The following is a 21,504-nucleotide window of genomic DNA, read 5'->3' on the forward strand; positions in this document are numbered from 1 at the left end:
ATAAGGACGTGAGCATGGCCGGCACCGGCCCCCAGAACGAGCCGCAGCAGGAAAAGCTCGTCCGCTACCTGAAGAAGATGGCCGTCGACCTGTCCGACGCGCGGGAGCGGCTGCGCGAGTACGAGGACCGGGCGAGCGAGCCGCTGGCGATCGTGGGCATGAGCTGCCGCTACCCCGGTGGCGTGACCTCGCCCGAGGAGCTGTGGGAGCTCGTCGCCGAGGGCCGCGACGGCATGACGCCGATGCCCACCGACCGTGGCTGGGACCTGGAGGGCCTCTACGACCCGGACCCCGAACAGCTCGGCAAGGCCTACGCGCGGGTCGGCGGCTTCGTCGACCGTGTCAGCGACTTCGACGCCGAGTTCTTCGGGATCAGCCCGCGCGAGGCCACCGCGATGGACCCGCAGCAGCGGCTCCTGCTGGAGGCGGCCTGGGAGGCCTTCGAGGACGCGGGCATCGACCCGACGTCCCTGCGCGGCAGCGACACCGGCGTGTACTGCGGTGTCGGCTCCTCGGACTACGCGGTCGGCCCTGCGGGCAGCCTGCCGGAGATCGAGGGACTGCGACTGACCGGCTCGACCTCCAGCGTGGTGTCCGGCCGGATCTCCTACACCCTCGGGCTGGAAGGGCCGTCGGTGTCGGTCGACACGGCGTGCTCCTCGTCCCTCGTCGCACTGCACCTGGCCGCGCGTGCCCTGCGGGACGGCGAGTGCTCGATGGCGCTGGTCGGCGGCGTCACCATCCTCTCCGGGCCCTTCCTCTTCGTCGAGTTCAGCCGCCAGCGGGCGCTGTCGCCGGACGGACGGTGCAAGGCGTACTCCGCGTCCGCGGACGGCACCGGCTTCTCCGACGGGCTCGGACTCGTCGTGTTGGAGCGGTTGTCGGAGGCGCGGCGCAAGGGGCACCGGGTGTTGGCGGTGCTGCGCGGCAGTGCGGTGAATCAGGACGGTGCGAGCAACGGTCTGACGGCGCCGAACGGTCCGTCGCAGGAGCGGGTGATTCGGCAGGCGTTGGCGAACGCGGGTCTGGGCACCTCCGATGTGGACGTGGTGGAGGGTCACGGCACGGGGACGAAGCTGGGTGACCCGATCGAGGCGCAGGCGCTGTTGGCGACCTACGGCCGGGACCGCAACGGCGAGCCGCTGCGGTTGGGTTCGATCAAGTCCAACATCGGCCACAGCTCCACGGCCGCCGGTGTGGCCGGCGTCATCAAGATGGTCCAGGCGCTCCGGTACGGAGTGCAGCCGCAGACCTTGCACGTCGATGCGCCGTCTCCGCATGTGGACTGGGAGTCGGGTGCGGTGGAGCTGCTGGCGGAGGCGCGGGAGTGGCCCGCGTCGGGTCGTCCGCGTCGGGCGGCGGTGTCGTCGTTCGGTGTCAGTGGCACCAACGCGCACGTGATCCTGGAGGAGGCCCCCGCCGAGGAGCCGGAGGCCGTCGAGGAGGGTGACCAGGGCGTCTCCCCGTCGGTGGTGCCGGTGCCGGTGCCGGTGCCGGTGCCGGTCTCGGCGCGGAGTGAGGCGGCGTTGCGGGAGCAGGCCGACCGGGTGCGGGCGCTGTTGACCGCGCGGCCGGAGCTTCCGCTGGTGGACGTCGGCTTCTCGGCCGCCACGACGCGGGCGCATCTGGAGCACCGTGCCGCGGTGGTGGCCGCTGATCAGGATGAGCTGCTGGCCGGACTGGCTGCGTTGTCGGCGGGTGAGCCCTCCGACTCCGTCGTCGAGGGCCGTGCTGTGGGTGGCAAGTCGGTGTTTGTGTTCCCGGGGCAGGGGGCGCAGTGGGTGGGTATGGCGGTGGAGTTGCTGGATGCTTCGCCGGTGTTCGCGGCGCGGTTGGCGGAGTGTGCGGAGGCGCTGTCTCCGTTTGTGGAGTGGTCGCTTGAGGATGTGTTGCGTGGGGTTGCGGGTGCGCCGTCGCTTGAGCGGGTGGATGTGGTGCAGCCTGCGTTGTGGGCGGTGATGGTGTCGCTGGCGGCGTTGTGGCGGTCCTTCGGTGTGGAGCCGTCGGTGGTGGTGGGTCATTCGCAGGGGGAGATCGCTGCTGCGTGTGTGGCGGGTGGGTTGTCGTTGGAGGACGGTGCGCGGGTGGTGGCGTTGCGCAGCCGTCTGGTGTTGGAGCGGCTGGCCGGTCACGGCGGGATGATGTCGGTCTCGCTGCCGGTGGAGCGGGCGGAGGAGTTGCTCGCGTCGTATGCGGGCCGGGTGTCGGTCGCGGCGGTGAACAGTCCGGGTTCGGTGGTGGTCGCGGGTGAGCCGGGCGCGTTGGATGAGTTGCGGGCCGTCTGTGAGGCGGACGGGGTGCGGGCCCGCCGGGTGGCGGTGGACTACGCCTCGCACACCGACCACGTGGAGGCGATCGAGGCGGAGCTGCTGGAGGCGCTGGCCCCGGTGAGGCCGGTCTCCGGCACGGTGCCGTTCTACTCCTCGGCCACCGGTGGCTTCATCGACACCGCGACGATGGATGCCGGGTACTGGTACCGCAACCTGCGGGGCCGGGTCGGCTTCGAGCCCGCCGTCCGGGCGTTGCTGGACCACGGTGCCGGGTGTTTCCTGGAGATGTCCCCGCACCCGGTGCTGACCATGGCCGTCGAGCAGACGGTCGAGGGTCGGGCGGCCACCGTGGGCTCCCTGCGCCGGGACGAGGGCGGCCTGCGCCGCTTCGTCACCTCCCTGTCCGAGGCGCACACGGCCGGAGTGGCCGTCGACTGGGCGGCGTACTACGCCGACACCGGCGCCCAGCGCGTCCCCCTGCCCACCTACGCCTTCCAGCGCCAACGGTTCTGGCAGAGCTCGGCGACGGGTTCCGGTGACGCGTCGGCCGCCGGGCAGCGCCGGGTGGAGCACCCGGTGCTGGTCGCGGCCGTGCCGGTCGGCGACCGCGACGAGTGGGTCTACACCGGGCGCCTCTCCCAGGAGTCGCAGCCCTGGACGCGCGACCACGAGGTCCTCGGCAGTGTCGTCGTGCCGGGCGTGGCCCTGGCCGAGATGGCCGTGACCGCCGGGCGCCACCTCGACTGCGCCGTACTCGACGAGCTGGTGCTCGCGGCCCCGCTGCTGTTGGACGCGGACGCGACGGTGCGGGTGCAGGTCACCGTCGGGGCGGCCGGGGAGGACGGCCGCCGCGAGGTCGCCGTCTTCTCCGCTGTGGAGACGGCCGAGGACGACGAGCCGACCGAGCCCACGTGCCACGGGCGGGGCTGGCTCGCGCCGGAGTCCGAGCCCGCCACCGTGCGGCGGGCCGCGTGGCAGGAGGTGTGGCCGCCGGAGGAGGCGGAGCAGGCCTCGGTGGACGCGCTGTACGAGGGCATGGCCGATCTCGGCTACGACTACGGTCCGTTGTTCCAGTGTGTGCGCTCGGTGTGGCGTGCGCGGGACGAGGTGTACGCGGAGATCGCGCTCCCGGACGGTGCGGACGGCGGCGGTTTCGCCGTCCATCCCGGGCTCCTCGACGCCGCCATGCACGGCGGGCTCCTGGAGAAGGAGCCGGGGGAGTCGGTCGTTCTGCCGTTCTCCTGGTCCGGCGTCCGCATCGGCTCGACCCCGGCCACCACGGCCCGGGTGCGCGTGGCCAACACGGGGAAGTCCACCCTGCGCGTCGACGTCGTCGACGAACAGGGCGAGCCGGTCATGAGCATGGACAAGCTGGTGTTCCGGGCCGTGGAGCCCGGGCAGCTCGACCGGGCCCGGGGCGCCCACGCGAACGCGCTGTTCCAGCTCACCTGGACCCCCGTCGAGACGACGCCGCGCCCGGCCGCCGTGGCCGTGCTCGGTACGGACCACCCGGACCTCGACGCGCTGGCGCAGGACCTCGCGGCCGGAGCGGCCGCACCCGAGGCGGTCGTCGCCACCCTCGGCGGTGACGGCGACGACGGATCCGCCGTGCGCTCGGTGGCGGCGGAGGCGCTGGCGCTCGTCCAACGGTGGCTGGCCGGGGAGCACTTCGCCGGTTCCCGGCTCGTCGTGGTCACCCGTGGCGGTGTCGCCGCCGGGGGCGCGGACGAGTCGGCCGACCCGGCCCAGGCCTCGGTGTGCGGTCTGCTGCGCAGCGCCCAGTCCGAGCACCCGGGCCGGTTCGTGCTCGTGGACGTGGGAGGCCCGGCCGCCGGGGGCGACGAGGCGCCCGACTGGGGCGCGCTGCTCGACCTCGACGAGCCCCAGCTCGCCCTCCGGGAGGGCAAAGTGCTGGCCCCGCGCCTGGCCCGGGTCCCGGCCGTGCCGTCCGACGACGCGTGGCGGCTGTCGACCCGGCGGAAGGGCTCGCTGGAGGACCTGGCCGTCGTGCCGTCCGACGGTGCCCGGCCGCTCGGTGCGGGGGAGGTGCGGATCGCGGTCCGGGCCGCGGGCCTGAACTTCCGTGACGTGCTGATCGCGCTCGGGACGTACCCGGGCGACGTGCCGCTGGGCAGCGAGGCGGCGGGCGTCGTGGTCGAGGTCGGCTCCGATGTGACGGACCTGGCGCCGGGCGACTCCGTGTTCGGCTGCGTCCTGGAGTCCTTCGGGCCCCTCGCGGTCGCCGACCGGCGTCTGGTCACCGCGATCCCGGCGGGATGGACCTTCGCGCAGGCGGCCGCCGTGCCGGTCGCCCACCTCACGGCGTACTGCGCCCTGGTGGACCTCGCCGGGGTGCGGCCGGGCGAGAAGGTCCTCGTCCACGCCGCCGCCGGCGGTGTGGGAACGGCCGCCGTGCAACTGGCGCGTCACCTCGGGGCCGAGGTGTTCGCCACGGCGAGCCCGGCCAAGTGGGACGCCGTGCGCGCGCTGGGCGTGCCCGCCGACCGGATCGCCTCCTCGCGCGACCTCGGCTTCCGGCAGGCGTTTCTGGAGGCCACCGACGGCTCCGGCATGGACGTCGTCGTGGGCGCGCTCGCGGGCGAGTTCGTCGACGCGGGGCTGGATCTGCTGCCCCGTGGCGGGCGGTTCGTCGAGATGGGCAAGGCCGACCTCCGGGACCCGGAGACCGTGGTCCGGGAGCACCACGGCGTGCGGTACACGTCGTTCGACACCTTCGAGGCCGCCGGGGTCGACCGTCTCCGGGAGATGCTGGCCGAGATCATCGCGCTGTTCGAGCGCGGTGTGCTGACCCACGCGCCGGTGCGGACCTGGGACGTGCGCCGGGGCGAGGAGGCCTTCCGGTTCCTGCGCGAGGGCCACAACGTCGGCAAGGTCGTGCTCACCGTCCCGGCGCCGCTGGACCCGCACGGCACCGTGCTGATCACCGGCGGTACCAGTGGTCTCGGCGCCCTGTTCGCCCGGCACGCGGTGACCCGGCACGGTGCCCGCCACCTGCTGCTGGTGAGCCGCCGTGGTGCCGACGCCCCCGGGGTCGGCGAGCTCGTCGCCGAGCTGGAGGCGGAGGGCGCGAGCGTCCGGGTGGCGGCGTGTGACGTCGCGGACCGGGAGCAACTGGCCGCGCTGCTGGCGTCGGTGGACCGACCGCTCACCGCGGTGATCCACAGTGCGGGCGTGCTCGACGACGGTGTGGTCGAGCAGCTCACCCCGGAGCAGGTGGACCGCGTCCTGCGGCCGAAGGTGGACGCCGCCCTGCATCTGCACGAACTGACCGCAGACGCCGATCTGTCGGCCTTCGTGCTGTTCTCCTCGGTCGCCGCCCTGATCGGCAGCCCCGGTCAGGCGAACTACGCGGCGGCCAACGCCGCTCTGGACGCGCTCGCCTCGGCCCGCCGCGCGGAGGGCCTGCCCGCCACCGCGCTCGCCTGGGGGCTGTGGGGCGACGCCACCGGCATGACCGGGGAGCTGGAGCAGACCGAACTCGCCCGGCTGGAGCGGATGGGCGTCACCGCGCTCACCGCCGAACGCGGACGGGAGCTGTTCGACCTGTCCCTCCGGGCGGACGCCGCGCTGCTCGCGCCCGTCACCCTGGACCCGGCCGTGCTGCGTGCCCAGGCGAGGGCGGGCCTGCTGCCGCCGCTGCTGCGCGGCCTGGTGCGGGCCCCGGCGCGGGCCGGCGACGGGGGCGGGTCGTGGAGCCGACGGCTCGCGGGCGTCCCCGAGGCCGACCGGGAGCAGGTCGTGCTGGAGCTGGTGCTCGCGCAGATCGCCTCCGTGCTCGGACACGCCTCCCCCGCCGCGATCGACGCGGAACGGGCCTTTCGGGAGCTCGGCTTCGACTCGCTCAGCGCCGTCGAACTGCGCAACCGCCTCTCCCGGCTCACCGGACTGCGGCTGCCCGCCACGCTCGTGTTCGACCACCCGAACCCGGTCGCCGTCGCCCGGCTGCTGCTGGCCGAGATCGGCGGGGCCGTCGAGGAGACGCGCCCGGCGCCGCGGAGCCGTCCCGCCCGGACGGACGCCGACGAGCCGCTGGCCGTCGTCGGGATGAGCTGCCGGTACCCCGGTGGCGTGACCTCGCCGGACGAGCTGTGGGAGCTGGTGGCCTCGGGCCGCGACGCGATGAGCCCGCTGCCCACCGATCGCGGCTGGGACCTGGAGCGGCTCTACGACCCGGACCCGGACCGGCCGGGCACCCTCTACACCCGCGCCGGCGGATTCGTCGACGGGGTCGGTGACTTCGACGCGGACTTCTTCGGGATCAGCCCGCGCGAGGCGCTCGCCATGGACCCGCAGCAGCGCCTGCTGCTGGAGGCGTCCTGGGAGGCGTTCGAGAACGCGGGGATCGACCCGGCCTCCCTGCGCGGCACCGACACCGGTGTGTTCTGCGGTGCGGTGAACTCCGGCTACGGAGCCTCCGTCCGCCCGGAGACCGACGGGTACCACCTGACCGGCACGACGACCAGCGTGGCCTCGGGACGCGTCGCCTACAGCCTGGGCCTCGAGGGGCCCGCGGTGTCGGTGGACACGGCCTGTTCCTCGTCCCTGGTCGCGCTGCATCTGGCGGCGCAGGCGCTGCGTTCGGGCGAGTGCTCGATGGCGCTCGTCGGCGGGGTCTCCGTCATGGCGGCGCCGAACCTCCTGATCGACTTCAGCCGGCAGCGCGGTCTCGCCCCCGACGGCCGGTGCAAGGCCTACGGGGCCTCCGCCGACGGGACGGGCTTCTCGGACGGGCTGGGCCTGCTCGTCGTGGAGCGGCTCTCCGAGGCCCGGCGCCGGGGCCACCGGGTGCTGGCCGTGATCCGGGGCAGTGCGATCAACCAGGACGGCGCGAGCAACGGCCTGACGGCGCCCAACGGCCCGGCCCAGGAGCGCGTCATCCGCGCGGCGCTGGCCAACGCCGACCTGCGGCCCTCCGACGTGGACACGGTCGAGGGCCACGGCACGGGCACCACGCTGGGCGACCCGATCGAGGCCCAGGCGCTGCTGGCCACCTACGGCCGGGAGCGGGAGGACGCGCCGCTGTACCTCGGCTCGATCAAGTCGAACATCGGCCACAGCTCCGCCGCCGCCGGTGTCGCCGGTGTGATCAAGATGGTGCAGGCCATGCGGCACGGGACGCTCCCCGCGACGCTGCACGCGGACGAGCCCTCCCCGCACATCGACTGGCGGCCCGACGCCGTCGAGCTGCTGACGGAGTCGCGGGAGTGGACCGCCCCGGGGCGTCCGCGCCGTGCGGCCGTGTCGAGTTTCGGCGTCAGTGGCACCAACGCGCACGTGATCCTGGAGGAGGCGCCCGCCGAGGAGCCGGCGCCCGTCGGGGACGGGCGGGACGGGGCCGCTGCGCCGAGCGGTGCGCTTCCGGTGGTGCTCTCCGCCCGGAACGACGAGGCCCTGTCCGCCCAGGCGGAGCGGCTGCGGGCGCATCTCCTCGCGCGGCCGGAGCTGTCCGTCCCGGATGTGGCGTTCACGGCGGTGACGACGCGGGCCCTGCTGGAGCGCCGTGCCGTGGTGGTGGCCCGGGAGCGGGAGGAACTGCTGACCGCCCTGGCGGCGGTGAGCGCCGGCGTCTCCCCGGTCGGTGGCCGCACGGCCTTCCTGTTCACCGGGCAGGGATCGCAGCGGCCGGGCATGGGGCTGGAGTTGGCGGCCGCGTTCCCGGCGTTCGACCGGGCGTTGGACGCCGTGTGCGCCGAGCTGGACCCGCTGGTCGGCCGGTCGGTGCGGGAGCTGCTGGCCGAGGCCGGCGGCGAGCTGGACGCCACGGAGTTCACGCAGGTGGCGCTGTTCGCCGTCGAGGTCGCGATGTTCCGGCTGCTCGAGTCGCTCGGGGTGCCTCCGGACTACCTGATCGGCCACTCGGTCGGTGAGCTGGCCGCCGCGCACGCGGCGGGCGTGCTGTCGCTGCCCGACGCGTGCGCCCTGGTCGTCGCCCGGGGCCGGCTGATGGGCGCCCTGCCCACCGGCGGGGCGATGGTCGCGGTGCAGGCCACGGAGGCGGAGGTGGCTCAGTCGCTGGCCGGGTTCGAGGGCCGGCTGGAGATCGCGGCCGTCAACGGGCCGCGCGCCGTGGTCGTCTCGGGTGACGAGGACGCCGCCGAGGAGTGGCTCCCGTCCTGGCGGGACCGCAGGACCTCGCGGCTGCGGGTGTCGCACGCCTTCCACTCCCCGCACATGGAGCCGATGCTGGCGGAGTTCCGCGCGGTGGCCGAGGGGCTGCGGTATGCGGAGCCTCGGATTCCGGTCGTCTCCAACGTGACCGGTGAGCCGGTGTCCGCCTTCGACGCGGACTACTGGGTGCGGCACGTGCGGCAGGCCGTGCGCTTCCACGACGGCGTGACGACGCTGCACGGTCTGGGGGTCCGGAGGTTCCTGGAGCTGGGGCCGGACGCGGTGCTCACCGCGATGGCCCGCCAGTGCCTGGACGCCGACACCGCCGAGGGTGCCGAGGGTGCCGAGAGCGCCGAGACGGTCTTCCTCCCCGCCCTGCGGGCCAAGCACCCCGAGGCGGAGACGTTCGCCGGCTTCCTGGGCCGCGCGCACGCCGCCGGGGTGCCGGTGGACTGGCACGCCTGCTTCCCGGGCGCCCGGCGCGTCGAGCTGCCGACCTACGCCTTCCAGCGCCGCCACTACTGGCTCGCCCCCTCCGGCGGCCTCGGAGCCGGGGACGCGACCGCGTCCGGGCTCGGGACCGTCGACCACCCGATGCTCGCCGGTGCGGTGCGGGTCGGCGACCGGGACGAGTGGATGTTCACCGGCCGTCTCTCCACCGACACCCAGCCCTGGACGCGGGACCACGTCGTCCTCGGGGCCACGATCGTCCCCGGCACGGCCCTGGTCGAACTGGCCCTCGCCGCCGGGCGGCACGTGGAGACACCGGTGCTGGACGAACTGGTGCTGGAGGCACCGCTGCTGCTCGACCCGTCCGTGACCCGGCAGCTCCAGGTCACCGTCGGCCCCGCCGGGGAGGACGGCCGCCGTGAGGTGGCGCTGTACTCCCGCCCGGAGCGCGGCACGGACGACGAGCGGCCCGAGACCGTCTGCCACGGACGCGGCCGGCTGGCGCGGGACGACGAGCCGTCCCCCCAGTCGCAGACGCAGTCCCAGACGCAGTGGCAGACGGTGTGGCCGCCGCAGGACGCGCGCCCCGCCTCGGTGGAGGACCTCTACGGCGGCATGGCCGACCTCGGCTACGCCTACGGTCCGATGTTCCACGGCGTGCGCGCGGTGTGGCGGGCCGGGGACCCGGCCGACGGCACCGTCTACGCCGAGGTGGCGCTGCCGGAGGACACCGGCGGCGAGGGCTGGGGCGTGCATCCCGCCCTCTTCGACGCCGCGATGCACGGGTCGCTGCTGGAGCAGGGAGAGGACGTCGCGGCCGTGCTGCCGTTCTCGTGGACCGGGGTGCGCGTGGGTCAGACCGGACGCTCCCGGGTGCGGGCCCGCATCACCCCGGCCGGTGACTCGGCGTTCCGCGTCGACATCACCGGAGAGCAGGGGGAGCCGGTGCTGAGCATGGAGCGGCTGGTCATGCGACCGGTCGAGCCCGCCCAGTTGGCGAACGCCCAGCGGGACGCGGCCCAGTCGCTCTTCGGCGTCGAGTGGACGGCGGTCTCCCCGACGGCCTCCCCGGCGGCGTCGCGGGACGTGCGGATCGCCGTCCTCGGGGACCTGACGGCGCCCGGTGAGCGGTTCGCCGATCTCGCCGCCCTGGAACAGGCGCTCGTCGACGGTGCCCCGGTGCCGGACCTCGTGCTCGCCGCGGCCGGTGGCGGCGCCCCGGGCGACGCGACCGCCGACGCGGCGCGCGTGAGCGCGGTCGGCGCCCTGGAGCTGGTGCGGCGGTGGCTCGCGAGCGAGCCGCTGCGTGCGGCGCGGCTCGTCGTGGCCACCCGCAACGCGGCGGCCGTGGACGGCGAGTCGGCCGACGTCGCCCAGGGCGCGGTCTGGGGCCTGGTGCACAGCGCGCAGGCCGAGTACCCGGGCCGGTTCATGCTCGTGGACGCCGACGCGGCCGAGCCGGTGGCCGAGCCGGTGTGGGCGTCGCTGGCCGGGCTGGACGAGCCCCGCGTCGCGGTGCGCGGCGGCCGGGTGCTCGCGCCCCGGCTGGTGCGCGCGGTGGACCGGGGCACCGAGGTGTCCTTCGACCCCGACGGCACGGTGCTGATCACCGGTGGCACCGGTGGTCTCGGCGCGCTGGCCGCCCGGCACCTGGCGACGGCGCACGCGGCCAGGCGTCTGCTCCTGGTGAGCCGCCGTGGTCCGGCGGCCGAGGGCGCCGCGGACCTCGTCGCCGAGCTGAGCGCGGCGGGCTGCGACGCCCGGGTGCTCGCCTGCGACGTGTCGGACCGGGACGAGGTCGCCAAGCTCCTGGCCTCGCTGGACCGGCCGTTGACGATGATCGTCCACACGGCCGGGGTGCTCGACGACGGAGTGGTCGACCAGCTCACCCCGGAGCAGGTCGAGCGGGTGATGCGGCCGAAGGTGGACGCCGCCCTCCACCTGCACGAACTGACCGCAGGGACGAACCTGTCGGCGTTCGTCCTGTTCTCCTCGGCGGCGGCGCTGATCGGCAGCCCGGGCCAGGCGAACTACGCGGCGGCCAACGCCGCACTGGACGCGCTCGCCGCCGCCCGCCGGGCCCGGGGCCTGCCCGCCACCTCGCTCGCCTGGGGCCTGTGGGCCGACTCCACCGGCATGACCGGGGACATGGACGAGGCCGCGCTCGCCCGGCTGGCCCGCATGGGCGTCGGCGCGATCTCCACGGAGCTCGGCCTCGCCCTGTTCGACCAGGCCCTGACGGCCGGTGCCGCGCTGCTCGCCCCGATGCGGCTGGACCTGCCCACCCTGCGGGCCCAGGCGCGCGGCGGCATGCTGCCCGCGCTGATGCGCGGCCTCGCACCGGTCCAGCGGACCGGCGGCGGCTCGCTGGCCCAGCGGCTGGCCGGGGTCGCCGAGGCGAACCGGGCGCGGGTGGTGCTCGACGTCGTGCGGGCCCAGGTCGCCGCCGTCCTCGGCCACGCGTCGGCGGACGCCGTCGAGCCCGGCCGGGCGTTCAAGGAGCTCGGGTTCGACTCGCTCAGCGCGGTCGAGCTGCGCAACGGGCTGGCGCAGGCCACCGGCGTGCGCCTGCCCGCCACCCTGGTCTTCGACCACCCGACCCCGGCCGCGATCGCCGAGCATCTCGTCTCGGTCGTGGCGCCGGAGGCGGGGGCGGCGGGCTCCCGGTCGGAGGACGACGACATCCGCGCGCTGGTGGCCTCCATCCCCGTCGCCCGGCTGCGCCAGGCCGGGTTGCTCGACACCCTGCGCTCCCTGGCCGACGACGCCTCGCACGCCGGTGCTCCGGCCGAGGGGGCGGCCGCCGTGTCGATCGACGACATGGACGCGGCGGACCTCGTCCGCATGGCCCGGGGGGACACCGCATGACCTCCACCCACCGGAAGCACCCGCACGTGTGCAACGAGCCCAACGCGCTCGCCCCTAAGGCGTCCCGACACCAAGGTGACGCCCCGGGGCGTCCCGACACGAAGGTGAACCACTCATGACCATCGGACAGAACGAGCTCGTCGAGGCACTCCGGGACTCGCTCAAGGAGACCGAGCGCCTGCGGCAGGAGAACCAGCGCATCCGCGCCCAGGCCGGCGAGCCGCTGGCCATCGTCGGGATGAGCTGCCGCTATCCCGGCGGGGTGAGCTCCCCCGAGGACCTGTGGGAGCTGGTGGCCTCGGGCCGTGACGCCGTCTCCGACATGCCCGGCGACCGTGGCTGGGACGCCGAGCGGCTCTACGACCCGGACCCGGAGCAGCCCGGCAAGGTGACCACCCGTGGCGGCGGCTTCGTCGAGGACGCGGCCGGGTTCGACGCCGAGTTCTTCGGTGTGAGCCCCCGCGAGGCGCTGGCCATGGACCCCCAGCAGCGGCTGATGCTCACGGCGGCGTGGGAGGGCCTGGAGAGCGCCGGGATCGACCCGACCTCCCTGCGCGGCAGCGACACCGGGGTCTTCTGCGGTGTGATCACCTCGGACTACGGTGACCAGTCGCCGGAGCTGGAGGGCTACCGGCTCACCGGCAAGTCGACGAGCGTCGTCTCCGGCCGGATCTCCTACACACTGGGCCTGGAGGGCCCGGCCGTGTCGGTGGACACGGCGTGCTCCTCGTCCCTGGTCGCGCTGCATCTGGCGGCGCAGGCGCTGCGTTCGGGCGAGTGCTCGATGGCGCTCGTCGGCGGCGTCACCGTCCTCGCGGGGCCGTTCCTGTTCCAGGAGTTCAGCCGGCAGCGCGGCCTGGCGCCGGACGGGCGCTGCAAGTCCTACGCGGCGACGGCCGACGGGACCGGGTTCTCCGACGGCGCCGGGCTGCTCGTGGTGGAGCGGCTCTCGGACGCCCGCCGCAAGGGCCACCGGGTGCTCGCCGTCGTGCGCGGCAGTGCGGTCAACCAGGACGGCGCGAGCAACGGCCTGACCGCGCCGAACGGCCCCGCCCAGGAGCGGGTCATCCGCGCGGCCCTGGCGAACGCGGGCCTCGCCCCGGCCGAGGTGGCCGCCGTCGAGGGGCACGGCACGGGGACCACGCTGGGCGACCCGATCGAGGCGCGTGCCCTGCTGGCGACGTACGGCCGGGAGCGGGCGGGCGATCCGCTGTACCTCGGCTCGATCAAGTCGAACATCGGCCACAGCTCCGCCGCCGCCGGTGTCGCCGGTGTCATCAAGATGGTGCAGGCCATGCGGCACGAGACGCTGCCCCGCACGCTGCACGTGGAGGAGCCCTCCCCGCACATCGACTGGGAGTCCGGCGCCGTCGAGCTGCTGACGCGGGAGCGCCCGTGGCCCGCCGCGCGGCAGCCGCGCCGCGTGGGCGTGTCGTCGTTCGGTGTCAGCGGCACCAACGCGCACGTGATCCTGGAGGAGGCCCCCGCCGAGGACACGGCCGAGACCGAGGCCGAGACCGGCCGACCGGCCGGTCCGGTGCCGGTGCTGGTCTCCGGCCGTGGCGAGGCCGGGCTGCGTGCCCAGGCCGAGCGGCTGCGCGCCCACCTCGCCGAGCGGCCCGGGCCGACCCCGGCCGACGTGGGGCTCACCGCCGCCACCACCCGGGCGCACCTGGAGAACCGCGCGGCCGTGGTGGCGTCCACCCGCGACGAGCTGCTGGCGGGCCTGGCCTCCCTGGCGGCGGGCGAGCCCGCCACCGCGGTGGTCGAGGGCCGCCCGGTCGGCGACACCACGGCCGTCCTCTTCACCGGCCAGGGCTCCCAGCGGGCCCGGATGGGCGCCGAACTCGCCGAGCGGCACACCCGGTTCGCCGAGGCGCTGGACGAGGTCTGCGCCGAGCTGGACCCGCTGGTCGGCCGGTCGGTGCGGGAGCTGCTGGCCGCCGAGGAGGGCTCGGACGACGCGGCCCTGCTGGACTCGACCGCGTTCACCCAGGTGTGCCTGTTCGCCGTCGAGGTCGCGCTGTACCGCCTGGCGGAGGCGTGCGGAATCCGCCCGGACTACCTCATCGGCCACTCGGTGGGCGAGATCGTCGCCGCCCACGTGGCGGAGGTGCTGTCCCTGAAGGACGCCTGCGCCCTGGTGGTCGCGCGCGGCCGGCTGATGGGCGCGCTGCCCGCCGGTGGGGCGATGGTGGCCGTCCAGGCCGAGGAGGCCGAGGTCGTCGAGTCCCTGGCCGGCTTCGAGGGCCGGCTCGACCTGGCGGCCGTGAACGGCCCCCGGGCCGTCGTCGTCTCCGGCGACGCCGACGCCGTCGAGGAGTGGCTGCCGCGCTGGGACGGGCGCAGGACGACGCGGCTGCGGGTGTCGCACGCGTTCCACTCGCCGCGCATGGAGCCCATGCTGGCGGAGTTCCGCGAGGTCGCCGAGGGGCTGCGGTTCTCCGAGCCGCGCATCCCGATCGTCTCCAACGTCTCCGGGAAGCCGGTGTCGTCGGAGATGTGCGACGCCGACTACTGGGTGGCGCATGTGCGGCAGGCGGTCCGGTTCGCCGACGGCGTGCGGACGCTGCACGACCTGGGCGTCCGCCGCTTCCTGGAGCTCGGCCCCGACGCCGTCCTGACGGCGATGGCCCGGCTGTGCGTCGACACCGGCTCCGACGCCGTGTTCGCGGCCGCACTGCGGGCCAAGCACTCCGAGGCGGGGACCTTCGCCCGCTTCCTGGGCGCGGCCCAGGTCGCCGGGGTGCCGGTCGACTGGTCCGGCTTCTACGCGGGGACGGCCGCCCGGCGCGTCGCCCTGCCGACCTACGCCTTCCGGGCCGAGCGGTACTGGCAGTCGGGCGGTGCCTCCGGTGACGCGGCGGCGGTCGGCCTGGGCGCGGTCGAGCACGCGATCCTGGCCGGTGGGGCCCAGGTGGGGGACCGGGACGAGTGGCTGTTCACCGGCCGGGTCTCCACCGACAGCCACCCGTGGACGCGCGACCACGTCGTGCTCGGTACGACGATCATCCCCGGCACGGGCCTCGTCGAGCTGGCCATGGCCGCCGGCCGCGAGGTCGACTGCCCGGTGCTCGACGATCTCGTCCTGGAGGCCCCGATGGCCTTCGCGGAGGGCGTGACCCGGCTCGTGCGGGTCGCCGTCGGCCCGGCCGGTGCGGAGGGGCGCCGCGAGGTCGCCGTCTATTCGCGCCCCGAGTTCGGCGGTGACGACGAGGCACCGGAGGTGACCTGTCACGCCCGTGGACACCTCGCCCCCGACGCGCCCGCCGCGCCCGCCGCTCCGGCCGAGTGGCCCCCGGCCGCCGAGGCCGTGCCCGCCGACGAGCTGTACGCCCTGCTGACCGACATCGGCTTCGACTACGGGCCCACCTTCCGCAACGTCCGCCAGGTGTGGCGTGCGGGCGAGGAGTTCTACGCCGAGGTGGCGCTCGCCGACGACATGCCGGGCACCGGCTTCGGCATCCACCCCGCGCTGTTCGACGCCACCCTGCACGGCGGCATGCTGGACGTGCGCCCCGGCGACCCGGTGGGCCTGCCCTTCTCGTGGTCGGGCGTCCGGCTCGGGAGGAGCGGCGCGACGCGCGGCCGGGTGCGGATCGCCCCGGCCGGTGAGTCGGCCGTGAGCATCACCGTCACCTCCGAGACCGGCGAGCCCGTGGTGAGCGTGGCCAAGCTGGCCGTCCGCCCCGTGGACCCGGCGCAGCTCGGCGCCGGACGCGGCGGCGCCCAGCGCTCGCTGTACCAGGTGGACTGGGCCACGGTCCCGGCCACCGGGCGGCGGGACGTCCGGCTCGCGGTCCTCGGTGACCTGCCGATGTCGGGCGAGCGGTTCGTGAACGTGTACGCGCTCGAGGACGAGATCGCCATGAGCGCCAAGGCGCCCGACCTCGCGCTCGCCTCGGTCGACACCCCGGCCGGGGACGTGGACGCGGCGGCGCGGAGCGCCGCGGCGGCCGCGCTGGAGCTGGTGCAGCAGTGGCTGGGCAGCGAGTGGCTCGTGGACGCCCGCCTGGTCGTCGTGACGCGGGGTGCGGTCGCCGTCGGCACCGAGACGCCGGACGTCGCGCAGGCGGCGGTCTGGGGGCTCGTGCACAGCGCCCAGTCGGAGCACCCCGGACGCTTCCTGCTGGTGGACCTGGACGGCGATGACGAGCCGGACTGGGGCGCGCTGAGCGAACTCGACGAGCCGCAGGTCGTCGTGCGCGACGGGCGGTTCCTGGCCCCGCGCCTCGGCCGCGCCGGTGCGCTGCCCGAGGGCCCGTGGAAGCTGTCGGTCGGGCGCAAGGGCTCGCTCGACGACCTCACGATCCTGCCGTCGGACGCCGGCCGCCCGCTCGCCCCGGGCGAGGTGCGGATCGCGGTGCGGGCGGCGGGGCTGAACTTCCGCGACGTGCTGATCGCGCTCGGCATGTACCCCGGTGAGGCGGAGATGGGCACCGAGGCCTCCGGCATCGTGCTGGAGACGGGTGCGGAGGTCACCGACCTGGCGCCGGGCGACCGCGTGTTCGGCCTGGTCGGCGACTCCTTCGGCCCCTTCGCCGTGGTGGACCGCCGGATGGTGGCCCCGATGCCCGAGGAGTGGTCGTTCACCGAGGCGGCCTCCGTGCCGGTGGTGTACCTGACCGCCTACTACGGACTCGTCCACCTCGCCGGACTGCAGGCGGGCGAGCGGGTGCTCGTCCACGCCGCCGCCGGTGGCGTCGGCATGGCGGCCGTGCAGCTCGCCCGTCACCTGGGGGCGGAGGTGTTCGCGACCGCGAGCCGGCCGAAGTGGCACGCGGTCCAGGGCCTGGGTGTCCCGGAGGAGCGGATCTCGTCCTCGCGCGACCTCGGCTACCGGGAGGCGTTCCTGGCGGCCACCGACGGGGCCGGCATGGACGTCGTCCTCAACTCGCTCGCCGGTGAGTTCGTCGACGCCTCCCTGGACCTGCTGCCGCGCGGCGGCCGGTTCGTCGAGATGGGCAAGGCCGACATCCGCGACCCGGAGACCGTGGCGGGCGACCACCCGGACGTGCGGTACCGGTCCTTCGACCTGATGGAGTCCGGCCCGGACCGGCTCCAGGAGATGCTGCGGGAGCTGCTCGGCCTGTTCGACCAGGGCGCGCTGAAGCTCTCGCCGGTCCGCTCCTGGGACGTGCGGCAGAGCCAGGACGCGTTCCGCTTCCTGCGCGAGGGTCGCAACATCGGCAAGGTGGTGCTGACGGTTCCGGCGGCGCCGGACCTGAAGGGCCACGTCCTCATCACCGGCGGCACCGGCGGTCTGGGCGCCGAGGTGGCCCGGCACCTGGCCGGGCGGCACGGCGTCGAGAAGCTGCTGCTGGTCAGCCGCCGGGGCCCGGCGGCCGACGGCGCGTCCGAGCTGACCGCCGAACTGGAGGCGCTCGGCGCCTCGGTGCGGATCGCGGCCTGTGACGTATCCGACCGGGACGGGCTGGCGGACCTCCTCGGATCGCTGGAGGAGCCGCTCACCGCCGTCGTCCACGCGGCCGGCCTGCTCGACGACGGCGTGGTCGAGTCGATGACGCCGGACCAGGTCAACCGGGTGATGGCGCCCAAGGCCGACGCGGCGTGGCACCTGCACGAGCTCACCTCCGCCATGGACCTGTCCGCGTTCGTGCTGTTCTCCTCGGTGGCCTCACTGATCGGCAGCCCCGGGCAGGCCAACTACGCCGCCGCGAACGCCTCCCTCGACGCCCTCGCCGCGCGGCGGCACGCGCAGGGCCTCCCGGCCGTCTCACTGGCCTGGGGCCTGTGGGCGAGCGAGGCCGGGATGGCCGGTCAGCTCGACGAGACCGACCTCGCACGGCTCCAGCGCATGGGGGTCCGTCCGCTCTCCGCCGAACTCGGACTGGACCTCCTCGACCAGGCACTCGACCTGGACCTGCCGCTGCTCGCGCCGGTGAAGCTGGACGCGCCGGCCCTGCGCGGTCAGGCCGCCGCCGGGATGCTGCCGCCGCTGCTGCGCGGTCTCGTGCGGGCGCCCGCCCAGGGGCCCGAGGCCGGCGAGTCCCTGGCTAAGCGGCTCGCGGGCGTGGCCGAGGCCGACCGCGAGGCGCTGGTCCTCGACCTGGTGCGGACGCAGGTCGCCGCCGTCCTCGGGCACGACGCCGCGGACGCCGTCGAACCGGAGCGCCCGCTGCAGGAGTACGGCTTCGACTCGCTGAGCGCGGTCGAGCTGAGCAACCGGCTCAGCCGGGCCACGGGCATGCAGATGGAGCCGACCCTCGTGTTCGACCACCCGTCGGCCCTGGCCATCACTCGGCAGCTGCTGACGCTCGCCGGGGCCGAGGAGGGCGTCGAGGCGGCGGACGCGGCGGCGGAGCCGACGCCGGCGGAGGGCACGCCGGAGGACGCCGAGATCCGCGCCCTGCTGACGGCCATCCCGATCGACGAGCTGCGCGAGGCCGGTCTGCTCGACAAGCTCCGCGACCTGGCAGCCGCCCACACCCAGCGGTAGTCCGAGCCACGAAAGGGACGAGAGAAGTCATGAGCACTGTCAACACACCCGCGCGGGAGGCCGTACCCGCCGCCTCCCTGCCGGGGCCGCGGTCCCCGATGCTCTACCAGGGGCTGAAGCTCTTCCGCGACCCCGCGTCGTTCATGCTCAAGTGCCGCGAGCAGTACGGCAAGCGCTTCGAGCTGAAGATCATGCCCAAGGGCAGCACGATCTACGTGATCTCCGACCCGGACGAGGTGAAGGCGATGTTCCTCGCCCCGCGCACCGTCCTGCACACCGGGAACGGCAGCGCGGCGCTGGAGAAGTTCATCGGGCAGACGGGACTCGCCTGGCTGGACGAGGAGGAGCACAAGGCACGGCGCAAGCAGATCCTGCCCAGCATCAAGGGTGACGCGCACAAGCGGATCGAGGCGTCGGTCGGTGAGATGGCCGAGCGCATCGTGGCCACGTGGCCGCGCGGCGAGGTCGTCGCGCTGTACCCGTACATCCACCGGTTCACCATCCAGGTGATCCGTGAGGTCGTCTTCGGCAAGGCCGTGCCGTCCTGCTGGGACGAGCTGTTCGAGGTCGTCTGGGACATGCTGAGTCTCAACCGCCGCATCTCCTCCATGATCGAGACGCACACGATGTCGCCGTTCGCGGTGAGGATGCTCCGAGCCGTCCGGCCCCTGGGGCTCGACCGCTTCTTCAAGAACCGGGCCCGGGCGGACGCCCTGATCGCCCAGGCCGTGCGCGAGCGCATGGACTCCGGCGAGTTCGGCGACGACATGCTCTCCGTGATGCTCGGGATCACCCGCGAGGACGGCTCCCCGCTCAGCGCGGTCGAGCTGCGCGACGAGATCATGACCATGTTCCTCGCCGGCACCGAGACCACCTCGGCCGCCATCTGCTGGGCGCTGGAGTGCCTGAGCCGGGAACCGGCCGCGCTGGAGAGGCTGGTGGCGGAGATCGACGCGGGGGAGGGCGACGCCTACCTGACCGGGACGGTCCACGAGGTGCTGCGCATGTACCCGCCGACCCCGCAGATCATCCCCCGCGAGGTGATGAAGCCGATCGAGATCGGTGGCGTGCGCTACGAGCCGGGCGCACACCTGTGGGCGAGCGGCTACCTGGTGCACCACGACCCGGACATCTACCCGGAGCCCGACCGGTTCCGGCCCGAGCGCTGGGAGGGCGTCAAGCCCAGCGCCCACACCTGGATCCCGTTCGGCGGCGGTCACACCCGGTGCCTGGGCGACCGGATCGCGATCCTGGAGATGAAGGCCGTCCTGCGGGAGGTGCTGTCCTCCTGCGAACTGCACCGCGAGGACATGAGGCCGGAGGGGCCGCGCAGCCGCACCGTGACCATGACGACGCGGCAGGGCACCCGCCTCGCGCTCCGTCCCAGGGCGGGCCGCGCCGACCTGGCCGGACATACGGTCAGCTGACCCCGCGACAGACCCCGAGGAAGGCCCCCGACATGCGGCTCCCCACCAGCGCCCACACCGAACAGCCCTGGCGCATCCACGAGTTCACCGGCGACTTCGAGCTGGAGGACGTGTGGGCGCTGCCCACCCCGGGCGGCCCGGACGACCTCGACCGGCTGGTGCGGCAGTTCACGTCGGACGACGATGACGAGATCTCCGACGTCGCCGTGCGCACCCTCTTCGCGATCCGCTGGCGGCTCGGGAAGCTCTTCGGCTGGGACCGGCGCGAGACGGGCCTGGGCAACCGGGTGGGCTCGCTGCGGGACCGGTTGCCGGAGGACCTCCGCACCGGCCCGCGCGGCCCCGACCTGAAGGTCGTCCCCTTCTTCTCGGTCTACCAGACCGACCGGGAGTGGACCGCCGAGCTCGCCAACCGCACGGTGCACGCGCTCCTGCACATCGGGTGGGTCCCGGACGGGGACGGGGAGAAGGACGGCTACCGAGGCCAGATGGCGGCGCTCGTCAAGCCCAACGGGGCCTTCGGAAAGGCCTACATGGCCGGCATCAAGCCCATTCGGCGGACGGTGGTGTACCCGCAGCTCATTCGCTCGATCGGGCGCAACTGGCCCAAGTACCGCTGAGCACCGCACGTCCCATCCACCAGCTCAACGAACCAGTAACGAGAATGCACGAGGTTTACCAACGATGACTTCCATGGCCGGCTGGAACTTCAACAAGTTCGCCGAAGGCATACGGGCGCTCGGCATCAGCGGCCCGCCGGTGTCCAGCATCCTTCCGGGCGCACAGCACGGCACCGACGAGCTGATGACGAACTTCGCCTCGGTCAACTTCCTCGACCTCCAGCGCCGCGAGGACGTCATGGACGTCCTCGTCGACGCCACCCGGCAGTACGGCCTCGGCAGCGGTGGTTCGCGCATCGTGCAGGGCGTCACGCCGCCGCACCTCGACATGGAGGAGACGGTCGCCGCCTACCTGGGCAAGGAGGCCGCCATCAGCTTCGCGACGGGCACCGTCGCGAACATCGGCTTCATCAACGCCCTGGCCAACACCCAGTCGTTCATGCCGGGCCTGGCGATGGTCAACCGGGACACCGTCTTCGTGTACGACCGGGACGCGCACTGGTCCCTGTGGAAGGCGGCCGAGGGCCTCAAGTTCGGCGAACGTCTCTTCTCCTTCCGCCACAACGACGTCGAGAGCCTGGAGGAGGTCCTCAAGGAGCAGCAGGGCAAGCGCGTCGTCGTGGTCCTGGAGTCCGTGTTCTCCATCGACGGCACCGTCGCCCCGCTGCACGAGATGGTCGAGGTGTGCCGGCGGTACGGCGCCCTGTCGTTCGTCGACGACGCCAACGGCTTCCTCGTCTACGGCCCGGAGCACCGCAAGTTCGCGCGGGAGTACGAGGGCCTGCGGCAGGCCGACTTCATCATGGTGTCGATGAAGAAGGCCGTCGGGCTCGAAGGCGGTCTGGTCGCCGGGCCCCGCGACGCCATCCAGGCGTTCGAACTCCTCTCCGGCACCGGCTCCTTCACGGCCGGCATGTCCGCCCCGGCGGCGGCCGGCACCGCCTACATCACCCGGCTGCTCTCCGAGAAGGAGCCGCAGATCGTCGACGACTACCTGGAGAAGGTCGCCAACTTCCGGAAGAAGCTGCTCGACGCCGAGCTGCCGATCACTGACACCGAGACCTGCTTCAGCTCCGTCATCATCGGCGACGAGCGCAAGTGCGTCGAGGTCTACGGGGCCTTCCTGGAGCACGGCATCCGGGTCCCGCCCTACCTGTACCCCGCCGCACGGCGCGGCCAGGCGGTGCTGCGCATCATCGTCAACGCGGCGCACACCGAGGAGCAGATGGACCACCTGGTCGAGGTGGCCACGAAGCTGCGGGCGCAGGGCCTCTTCTGAA

The 21,504-nt window shown here is 74.1% G+C and carries 5 protein-coding genes; all 5 read left to right on the forward strand.

All coding sequences use genetic code 11. The annotated features are described in order from the left end of the window. The first annotated feature begins 8 nt into the window (after positions 1-8). Complete coding sequence (locus tag V6D49_RS15480) at positions 9-11,717, forward strand: SDR family NAD(P)-dependent oxidoreductase (RefSeq protein ID WP_445330530.1); 11,709 nt, start codon at positions 9-11, stop codon at positions 11,715-11,717. 115 nt (positions 11,718-11,832) lie between these two features. Continuing rightward, positions 11,833-18,177 (forward strand): SDR family NAD(P)-dependent oxidoreductase, encoded by a 6,345-nt coding sequence (locus V6D49_RS15485; RefSeq protein WP_340560320.1) that lies wholly within the window; start codon positions 11,833-11,835, stop codon positions 18,175-18,177. A gap of 29 nt (positions 18,178-18,206) precedes the next feature. After that, complete coding sequence (locus V6D49_RS15490) at positions 18,207-19,604, forward strand: cytochrome P450 (RefSeq protein ID WP_340560321.1); 1,398 nt, start codon at positions 18,207-18,209, stop codon at positions 19,602-19,604. Positions 19,605-19,636: 32 nt separating this feature from the next. Next, complete coding sequence (locus tag V6D49_RS15495) at positions 19,637-20,224, forward strand: DUF2867 domain-containing protein (RefSeq protein ID WP_340560322.1); 588 nt, start codon at positions 19,637-19,639, stop codon at positions 20,222-20,224. A gap of 64 nt (positions 20,225-20,288) precedes the next feature. After that, positions 20,289-21,503, forward strand: coding sequence for an aminotransferase class I/II-fold pyridoxal phosphate-dependent enzyme (locus V6D49_RS15500; RefSeq protein ID WP_340560323.1), 1,215 nt, complete (start codon positions 20,289-20,291; stop codon positions 21,501-21,503). The last annotated feature ends 1 nt before the right edge of the window (position 21,504 follow it).

The organism is Streptomyces sp. GSL17-111 (assembly GCF_037911585.1).
Lineage (GTDB): Bacteria > Actinomycetota > Actinomycetes > Streptomycetales > Streptomycetaceae > Streptomyces.